Annotated in this window: 12 protein-coding genes; all 12 read left to right on the forward strand. The window is 50.8% G+C overall.

The genetic code is table 11. From position 1 onward, the window contains the following. On the forward strand, positions 1–506 hold a 506-nt coding region (locus ACNQ0W_RS23975), incomplete at its 5' end, for a hypothetical protein (protein ID WP_417933266.1). Next, complete coding sequence (locus ACNQ0W_RS23980) at positions 496–945, forward strand: phage tail terminator-like protein (RefSeq protein WP_219982676.1); 450 nt, start codon at positions 496–498, stop codon at positions 943–945. The genes ACNQ0W_RS23975 and ACNQ0W_RS23980, both read left to right, overlap by 11 nt. A 46-nt stretch (positions 946–991) precedes the next feature. Then, positions 992–1,924, forward strand: coding sequence for a phage tail tube protein (locus ACNQ0W_RS23985; RefSeq protein WP_417933267.1), 933 nt, complete (start codon positions 992–994; stop codon positions 1,922–1,924). Between the two features lie 143 nt (positions 1,925–2,067). Beyond that, the gene (locus ACNQ0W_RS23990; protein ID WP_417933268.1) at positions 2,068–2,814 is read left to right on the forward strand and encodes a phage tail tip fiber protein; all 747 of its coding nucleotides are present in this window, start codon (positions 2,068–2,070) and stop codon (positions 2,812–2,814) included. Positions 2,815–2,880: 66 nt separating this feature from the next. Beyond that, entirely contained in the window at positions 2,881–3,219 is a 339-nt protein-coding gene (locus tag ACNQ0W_RS23995) for a phage tail assembly chaperone (RefSeq protein WP_417933269.1), read from the forward strand. Positions 3,220–3,236: 17 nt separating this feature from the next. After that, positions 3,237–3,524 carry a DUF1799 domain-containing protein gene (locus ACNQ0W_RS24000; RefSeq protein WP_016247126.1) on the forward strand — a complete coding sequence of 96 codons (288 nt, stop codon included), beginning with the start codon at positions 3,237–3,239 and terminating at the stop codon, positions 3,522–3,524. Then, positions 3,524–6,754, forward strand: a complete 3,231-nt coding sequence (locus ACNQ0W_RS24005; RefSeq protein ID WP_116330032.1) for a phage tail tape measure protein — start codon at positions 3,524–3,526, stop codon at positions 6,752–6,754. Before ACNQ0W_RS24000 ends, ACNQ0W_RS24005 begins: the two co-directional genes overlap by 1 nt. Before the next feature lie 73 nt (positions 6,755–6,827). Beyond that, complete coding sequence (locus ACNQ0W_RS24010) at positions 6,828–7,238, forward strand: hypothetical protein (RefSeq protein ID WP_192869214.1); 411 nt, start codon at positions 6,828–6,830, stop codon at positions 7,236–7,238. A gap of 7 nt (positions 7,239–7,245) precedes the next feature. Then, positions 7,246–7,542: a DNA translocase FtsK gene (locus ACNQ0W_RS24015; RefSeq protein ID WP_023277161.1), complete on the forward strand. Its 297-nt coding sequence runs from the start codon at positions 7,246–7,248 to the stop codon at positions 7,540–7,542. Between the two features lie 491 nt (positions 7,543–8,033). Beyond that, positions 8,034–8,528, forward strand: coding sequence for a Panacea domain-containing protein (locus ACNQ0W_RS24020; protein ID WP_205416902.1), 495 nt, complete (start codon positions 8,034–8,036; stop codon positions 8,526–8,528). Further along, complete coding sequence (locus tag ACNQ0W_RS24025) at positions 8,525–8,953, forward strand: hypothetical protein (RefSeq protein ID WP_162875879.1); 429 nt, start codon at positions 8,525–8,527, stop codon at positions 8,951–8,953. The genes ACNQ0W_RS24020 and ACNQ0W_RS24025 overlap by 4 nt, the downstream gene beginning before the upstream one ends. Positions 8,954–9,047: 94 nt before the next feature. Continuing rightward, on the forward strand, positions 9,048–9,383 hold a 336-nt coding region (locus ACNQ0W_RS24030; protein WP_417933270.1), incomplete at its 3' end, for a phage tail protein.

Here is a 9,383-nt window from a genome sequence, read left to right on the forward strand (position 1 = left end):
GTATCAAAATCCTCGGGCGGTTGGTGGACATGTCACCTGTCGGGCAGCCAGAAATCTGGCAGGTAAACCAGACGGCATCAGCCTATAACACCGCGGTGCTAGAGCATAACGCGGCGCTACGTAATGATCCGGCCAACCTTACAAAATCAGGGCGTCTTAAGCGCGGGCTGCGCGTCAACGACTCGATGGACATCAAAAAGCCTGAGGGTTATGTCGGTGGTCGGTTCAAGAACAACTGGTATGTGGGTTTCGACAGCCAGCCCACTCAGTCAAACGATACACCAGATGCTTCCGGCCAGGGCTCAAATTCCCGTGGTATGGCGGTGCTTGAGGTATTCAGAGTGGGCCAGGTCAGCTCGATTTACTTCACCAATAACCTGCCATATGCGGCAGCGCTGGAAAACGGTCATTCCACCCAGGCGCCGGGCGGGATGGTGGGCATTACAGCTATCGACGCGGCGCAGCTGTTCCGTGAGGCAATGAGCGAGGTGCGCAATGGCCGGTGATCAGTCAATGCGTATCGCTGGCCTGCTGGAAGGTCGCGTCGCGGTTATCTGCTCCTCGCTCGGGCTGCCGGTGGCCTGGCCGAACATCGCGTTTACTCCACCGGATAATGCGCCGTACGGGCGTGTTTACGTTCTTCCGGCGCAAACCGTGGGGCAGGATCTGGAAGGTCAGTTGCGTACATATCAGGGCATTCTCCAGCTCAACATCATCGCGCCGGCAGGCGGCGGGGTGACGCTGGCAAGGGGGCTGGCAAAGTCTGTCGCAGATGCTTTTCCCGAAGGGATTCCGCTGGTGGATGGTGACCTGACTGTTTATATCAATGGGCCGCCGCAGGTGAGACAACCCATCCAGGACCGGCCAACCTCGGCGCCAAACGGGTCCAGTGGCTCCATAACCTACACCATTCCCGTCAGCATGCAGTACCGCTCTGACTACTGACCCGCCAGATGGCGGGTTTTTTATTAGCTAAATTCAGGAGAGTGCTATGGCATTCGCAATCCCTAACGGCTCGCGTGTGAACGTGGCCAAGGCCTATCAGGCTCCCATCACCTTTACCGCTGCCTCTAACGCTACTGAATGCGAACTGACTGTTGCATCTGCCGCTGGCATCCTGGCGGGCGATGTTGTGCAGGTGAGTTCCGGCTGGTTAAAGCTCGATAACATGGTGCTGCGCGTCAAATCGGTGACCAGTAATAAAATCGTGCTGGAAGCATTCGATACTACCGACACCACCAAATTCCCGGCAGGCACTGGCGCGGGCACGTTGCGCAAAATCGACTCATGGATCACCATGCCTCAGGTGATGACGCTATCAACTGAAGGTGGTGACCAGCAGACCATCAACGTGCAGTTCCTCGAAGATGACAAAGCGCGAACTATCCCAACGTTCAAAAACGCGGTGGTTCAGGTTTACACCTTTGCACATGACCCTCAACTGGCGATCTACAAACGCCTCATTGACCTGGATGACTCCAGCGACACCACGGCGGTCTGGTTCCACAACCCACGCGGCAAAGCCGATCGTTTCTACTCAGCCAAAGTATCGTTCCAGCGCGTGCCGCGCACGGAAATCAACGCCGTGGAGAGTAACGAGGCGCGCATGAACTTCGAATCGGACATGCAGATTTACCCGATCGCCGATTCATCCGTGACGCCGTTGGCGTTCCTGACCGACCTGCCGGCCACCAAGTCCGTTGCCACAGGCGCAGCGCTGGATCTGGCAGTGGTAATGAAGGGCGGCTCAGCACCTTACACCTACGTTTGGAAGAAAGGCAGCACCGCTATTCCGAGCAAAACCGCATCGACGTTCAACATTTCGTCTGTCGCATCCGGTGATGCTGGCGTTTACACCTGTGAAGTCACCGACGCCGCGGGCAAAACCATCACCTCGGCTGCGTGTACTGTCACGGTCAGCTAACCAATCAGGCCCGGTAAGCCGGGCTTTTTTTTGCGCATCGCACGCGCACATCGAAGAAAGTCTTTCAGCTGTGAGCCTGGGCAAACCGATTACTTTCGGCGGCTTTGCTGTGCGACAGGCTCACGTCTAAAAGGAAATGGCACATGAAATATTTATCGCTTCAGCAGGCGATGCTTGGCATGCGTGTAACCATGACAGACGATGGTTTCATTCTGAAAAGCCCGGCAGGCAGCGCTCATTACGATCTAAAGGGTCGCCGCCGCACAGTTAAAGGTAATGCGGAATTTTTACCGATGCATTTGCGGATGAAAGACAAGCGCAAGCCTGATCTCAGTCGTGTTGTTTTTGAAAAAGACTGCACGACTTTTTATGGGGCCGATGGGAATGCGCGAGTACGCATAGGTAACTTTGGTAATCAGCAAGAGCCAAAAGGATTTCGTATCCACGCGGATGGTCCACTAACTGTCAATCACGGTCAGGCATTCATCAACAATGCGCTCATTGAGGGCAGTGTTATGAGTGCGAATTATAACGTTAAGATAGACGTCACTGACAAAGGCAAATCGCACGAAGCTGGCATGACCATCGGTATTGAAGATGGCCAGAGCAACGTTGAGTTTATGGCTGATCGCTATACGGTGCATGAATCGGCTTCATCCATCATCGAAAACGCCGTGGTATCAGCTACGAAGGTGAAGATTAAGCTTGGCGATGAAATGACGCAGGCCGTCATTGATGCTGTACGTGAAAGCGAGCTGTTCACGGCAATACAAGTAAATATCGATGCACAAACAGCCTCACTTACCGGCCTGCAACAAGCGATGAACGATGCAGTAAACGATGCAATCCGCAACGCGCTGAAACCAGGCGGCCTACTGTACAACCGCTAAAGTTCTCCTGACGTATTCGTTTATTCAACCCGCTCCTGCGGGTTTTTCTTTTTCTAAGGAACCGAAATGACCAAATTTTCCCTGATCCCAACCCCAACTTTTTCTGTGACCGCGAGCATTCCGCGCGCTGGTACCGAAGACGGCAAGCTGACGTTCACTTTCCGCCATAAGACGCTGGAAGAGCTGCGCTCCATGGACGAGAAGCTGCAAAAGGCCGCCGAAGGTAAAAAGGATGCTATTGAGCCGCAGGCCGACTACCTCATGGAAATTGTCGAGGGGTGGGCGCTTCCCGATGAGTTCAACCGCGAAAACGTTATTGTCCTTCTGCGGAACTATCCACGCGCGTTCGACAGCATCGGTCTGGCATACACCAAAGAGCTGATGGGTATCCGCGAAAAAAACTGAGGCAGGTCGCCGCAGCGTTGTACACGCCGGGACCGACGCTCGCGGAGCTGAGCGCTTTTGGTTTGACGCCTGAGGACGTGGAGGAAGAGGTGGGGATCCTGCCCTCGGTGTGGCGGTCCTTCACCATCTTCTCTTCCCTGGCGACCCAGTGGCGAGTCGGCGCGAGCGGGGCGACCGGCCTTGATTACAACGTTCTCCCCTGGATGTTCGAGTTACACGGGGTTGAGGATGCGGCGGCCTGCATGGCTGACCTTCAAATTATGGAAAGCGAGGCTCTCAAGGTAATGCATAAGGAGACGAAATAATGACAGACCAGATCGCCTCGATTACTTTGCGGGCCGATGTTTCTGACCTGAAAACAGCCAGCAACGAACTGGATAAACTCGGCCAGGCGGCGGCCGGTGCCGTAGATAAAGCAGATGATCTGAATAGCGTGTTTCGCTCTGGCGCTGAATCTGCGAAGCAAGGCAGCGAAGGACTCAAGGAGCAGCAGAACGCGCTCAAAGGGCTGCTGGAGAATATCGACCCGGTTACCAAGGCCTTAAACCGCCTGGATGAGCAGCAAGAATCGCTGCGGAAATTCCAGGCCAAAGGTTTCCTGGATACCGATACCTTTCAGGCTTACAACAAAATCCTGGATGACACCCGCCTCAAGCTGACCGACACCGGAGAAGCCGCGGCGCGTGCTCAGGCTGAATTAGCCGCTACCCAGGCAGCAGAGAAGCAGTCCGCAGCGTTAAAGAACCTGTTGGGTTCCATCGACCCGACAATCCGCGCGTTCAACTCACTGGATGAACAGCACGCACAGCTGGTGGCTCATTTCGAGGCAGGCCGCATTAACGGCGCGCAGTTCGAGCACTTCAACACAATCCTTAACCAGACGCGTGAGCGCCTCTCTGGTGTCGCTGACGTACTACCAGAGGCGCTATCCCGGCAGGAAGCTGCTGCCCGGCGCGCAGGCATCTCAGTAGGGCAATACAGCGCTGCAATTGGTATGTTGCCCGCCCAGCTTACCGATATTGCCACGCAACTTGCGAGCGGGCAGTCTCCATTCCTGATAATGCTCCAGCAGGGCGGACAGATTAAAGATTCCTTCGGCGGATTTGGTGCCATGTTCCAGGCTCTCAGGGACGCGCTGTTCGGATTCAATTCTGATATCGAAAATGGTACTGACGAGGCTTCGGAAAGTCTGGGTGATCTTGCTGATGGGTTTAATAATACCTCAGAGGCGGCCGAAAACCTGGGAAGGGTTAGAGGGATACTTACACCGCTAAACCTGACTATCGCAGGAATTGCAGCTGCCGCCGGGATCCTGACGTACGCTTGGTATCAGGCTGCGAAAGAAGCAGAAAACCTTAACAAATCTCTTATCTTGACGGGGAACTACGCCGGAACTACTGCTGGGCAGTTAGGCCAGATGGCTAAGGCTATCGCAGAGTCTGGGTCAACGCAGGCCGAAGCCACGGATGCTCTGGCAAAGGTCGTCAATACCGGGAAGTTTCGCGTATCACAACTGGAGATGATCACTTCCACAGCATTAGCGATGGAAGAGGCCACGGGAAGATCCGTTGATGAGACGATCAAAAACTTCCAAAAGCTGTACCTTGCCCCATCCAAAGCATCGGAAGAGTTAAACTCTACGATGCATTATTTGACCTCTGCTCAATATGATTACATCTCCTCCCTGGAACGTAGAGGAGATAAAGAAGGGGCTGCTGAAGCGGCGGCGAAAGCTTACAGCCAGGCCGAGCAGAAAAGAAGCCAACAGGTTTTGGATAATCTGGGGCTTATTGAGCGTGCCGCCAAAGCAACCGGCGATGCACTGAAAAGCATGTGGGGCGAACTGCTCAATATTGGTCGGCCGGAAGCACCGGATGACATGCTTCAACGCATGCAAGCTGAATTATCCGTGCGCGAAAAGGCGCTATTGCCGGAACGTAAAACAGAAAATTATGGATATGCTACCAGTTCTGTTGATGATGATTATGATCGCCGTCGTAACGCTCAATTATCTGCCATAAATGCGTTGAAAGCTCAGATTTCGCCGCTCCAGCAGGCAGTAAGTTTACAAAACGATATTTCATCTGCAGTCACCAAGGGTAAAGAAGAAGATGAAAAGCGCACATCTTCCTTAATGTATCAAAATAGAATCCTTGAGCAGTCAGCAACATGGCAAGAAAAACGTAGCAAAGCCCTTTCAGAACTCTGGAAAAATGTCGCACTCGCTCCTGATAAATGGAGTGATCAACAACGCCAACAGGCAGTTGACGCGATAAACAAGCAGTTTCACCCAAATAAATCGCCCAAAACCCCAGCCGTTAAGGTGTCTGCAGGTGATCGCTCAACCGACACTTACAATGCTGAGACTTTAGCTCTGCAAGCGCAGCTAAAAACGCTTCAAGAACATCGTGATATTAACGATGTAATCAGTCAGCAACGTAAGCAGCAATGGGAACTGATATCCAAAATCAGTATTCTCGAGGCAACGGCAAATGATCCAAAAGGCCGTGCGCTTACCATTGATGAGAAGTCACTGCTCGCCAATAAGGATAAACTTCTCGCGCAGGCTGATATTAATGCAGCATTGGGCGATCAGATTGCAAGGCAGCAGAAACTGAATTCTCTTGCCGATCAGGCGACCAAATTTGCTCAGCAGCAGGCAGCTAAGCAAGCAGAAATTGATGCGGCAGCTGCAGGGACTTCAACCAGGGAGGCTGAGCGGGCGGCAACACGTCAGCGTTTGTCTGAGACCTATGCCTTCAATCCTGACGCGCAAAAAAAAGTTTTGGCTCAGCAGGAAGAGACATACCGGAAGGAAGACGAACTTCGCAGTAACTGGCAGGCTGGAGCAAAGCGCGGATGGGCTGATTATGCGGATTCTGCAACTAACACATTCGAAGCAATGCGTAACGTTGCTGGATCCACCTTCAGTGGCCTTTCCGACATGCTGACCAGTTTGGTCACAACTGGAACTGCCAGCCTCAAAGAATTCACCAAATCCATGTTAAAGATGATCGCCGAGGTGACCAACCGGTTACTGGTTGCCTATGCAGTACAGGCCGCAATGGGCTGGATAAGCGGTGGCATTGGCGGTGGCAGCACTCCAGGTGGATCATATGCAAACGCCGCTGCTGGCATAACTTTCAATGCTAAAGGTGGCGTCTATGACTCTCCTGGCCTTGGTAAGTATGTGAACGGTGTTTACGATACTCCTCAGTATTTCACCTTCCAGGGCGCATCTAAGTTTGCGAAAGGCGGAGTCTTCGCAGAGGCTGGAGCTGAAGCAATCATGCCGCTAACTCGTGATTCTGCGGGGCGTCTCGGTGTGAGGGCTGATGGTGCTGGTGGTTCTGGGCATCAAATCAACGTGGATATCTATGTCGATAACAAAGGTAACGCGACAACAAATACTAGCGGGGGGGGAGATGCGGCAGCCCGGGCGTTAGCGGAGAGGATGAAGCAATACGTACAGGAAGGCATCATCCGAGCCATCAGGGATGATGGGGCTATCGGCGGGAGGTTTGTGAAAAAGTAATATCAGCTCATCGCGTTACATTCTCATATCCCCTGGTTATTATTAGAAAAAATATGATAGTCAGGGGATGATTGTGAAAAAAATTATTTGCTTAAGCTTAGCCTGCATCGCACTTGCTGCGTGTAAACCTTCAGAGGAAAAAGCGATTCAACTTGGGCAGCAAGAAATTGCAAATGGGTTGATGGACCCGGATAGCGCCAAGTTCAAAATGGTTAGGTTCAACATGGACAAGAACCAGGAGTCCGGGGATGTTGTCAGTGGTTTCGTATGTGGCAGAGTAGCTGGCAAAAATGGGTTTGGTGCGTATGTTGGATATCATCCTTTTTATGTTCATCTAAAGATGACCTCGAAAGGGATGTTTTCGAAAGGTGTGAGTTATGAAGTTGGAGAAAAAGCTATTTATCCCGATGGAAGAGATGAATCGTGGATAGATCTCGACGGAAACTCTTATGCCAGCCGCTGCGGCCCAACCCCTTCGGAGTAATTTGTTTATGGATAATTACTTTGATGATCCTTTGATCGAACCCGCAATCGAGTGGGTTGTTATTAATCAGAAGGTTTCCATATCGGGCATTCAGCGAAATTTTCGAATAGGGTACAACCGGGCAGGACAACTTGTTGAACTAATGGAAAATATCGGCCTTGTATCACCTCAAGGATTTGATGGTAATCGCACAGTGCTCTGCGCAGAACTTGAAATTGGGCTTTCGTTATTCAGGCAATATAAAGATGCTGTTGATGAAGAGCCTGATATGACAAACGTAATTTTATTTCCTGGTAAGAAATGAACCCAGGCCACGCCTAGGCAACCAAACAGTATTACCGCCTCGCATCCGCGGGGCTTTTTTGTCGGCGCAAGGCTCGGTCTTGTTGGTTAAAATCTGAGCGCCACATTCAGAGGGGGCGAAATATTACAGCAATGCATGGTGTCGTGCATTGCTACCAAGTCATGCATTTTGTGCAAAAAGTGCTATTTATGCCATTCTAAAACGCGTTAAGAGGTTCATAGGCACCGCCTATCTCCCGAGATCGTGACAATAGTTTACTATTACCTGAGGGGTAACTTCTGCGAAAGTGATGTTAACTTTCAAAGTGGCCATTGCGATCATCGTCGAACGTGAGGCTATCTTGACGAAATGAAGATTGCTTAAAAGTTATAGCTGGCTATAAAATCAGTGTAGCGTTCTGCTTTCATTAATGATTTAGAGGTTCAACTATGTTTTGCGAAGAAAGAGTAGCTCAGATAGCTGCCTATCTACTTTCGAAAGAAGGTGGACGCATGGCATATCTGAAGCTCATGAAATTGATGTACTTATCTGATCGTCTTTCGATGGACCGCTTTGGTGAACCTTTAACAGGTGATCTGATGGTCGCGATGCCTCACGGACCAGTCTTGTCTCGTTCCTTGGATTTGATGAAAGGAGCGGCTAGAGGTGATGAAGGCTGGAATAACTGGATCACAGATGCTGACCATTACGATCTTCAATTGCAGGTACGAGAAATTCAGCGTGATGATCTTGATGAGCTTAGTGATGCGGACCTTTCTGTTATAGACCGCGTTTATCAAGAGTTCGGGCATATGGGAAAATGGCAAATTAGAGATTATACCCATGATCACTGTGCCGAATGGTGTGACCCTAAAGGCGGCGCATTCACAATTAATCCTGAAAATGTTTTTCGTGCACTTGGTAAACCGGAAGAACAGGTTAGACATTTAGCGGACAGAATGAGAGAATTCTCAGAACTTGATAGGATAGCCAGTGGGTTGAAATGACAGTGGATTTTTCCCCAGTTCAAAAAGGTACAATACTCCTTCTTTCTGGCTCGAAGGAGCATATCTTTTTTATCTGTAACGATCCGGTGTACTATCCTAAGATGGTGAAAGAAACTTTTCTTGCTGTAAACCTTACTTCAATTACCGATGCTTTTGAGACTGACCCTTCCTGTGTTCTGGATGTAGGTGACCACCCATTTATAAGACATCCTAGCTATGTTTTTTATCGACGAGCTGAGATTTTTGGTGCTGAAACCGTAATTCATGGCGTAACTTCTGGAGATATTCGGGTACATCAGCCGTGTGAAGCGAGTACCTTTCAACGCATCCTCACTGGATTCGAGATTTCTCCACATGTAAAACCCGTGATAAGAAATTACTATCAGAAATATTGTGTCCCTTCTGCGGCAAATGACGCTGCGTAATCTATCTTTGACACCTCAACATTTAAGTATTGCTATTAATAAAACATTACTGATTTGATAAACCCGCTTCGGCGGGTTTTTTTATGGAGCAATTATGGCTGTTGAAACATACAACTGGCGCTCGCAGCTCGGTGCTGGCGCGATTGAATACAGTCAGACAGTGCGAGCGGCACAGTTTGGCGATGGCTACGAGCAGGTGGCCGAAAATGGCATCAACTCCACGGCGATCCAGGTGCCAATGAAGCACGTTGGCAGTGAGTCGGAGGTAAACGCAGTACGCGACTTCCTTCTGGCTCATACCGTTAAAGCTTTTATCATCACGCCGCCCGGAGAAGCGAAGGGGCTTTATCGGGTAGTCGCCGATTCCGTACGGAAAAATCAGATCAGCAGCAAGTTTGCTGAGCTGACGTTCACCATCAAACGGGCTTAC

Source organism: Enterobacter cloacae complex sp. 6730903, assembly GCF_048283985.1.
GTDB classification, from domain to species: domain Bacteria; phylum Pseudomonadota; class Gammaproteobacteria; order Enterobacterales; family Enterobacteriaceae; genus Enterobacter; species Enterobacter hormaechei_C.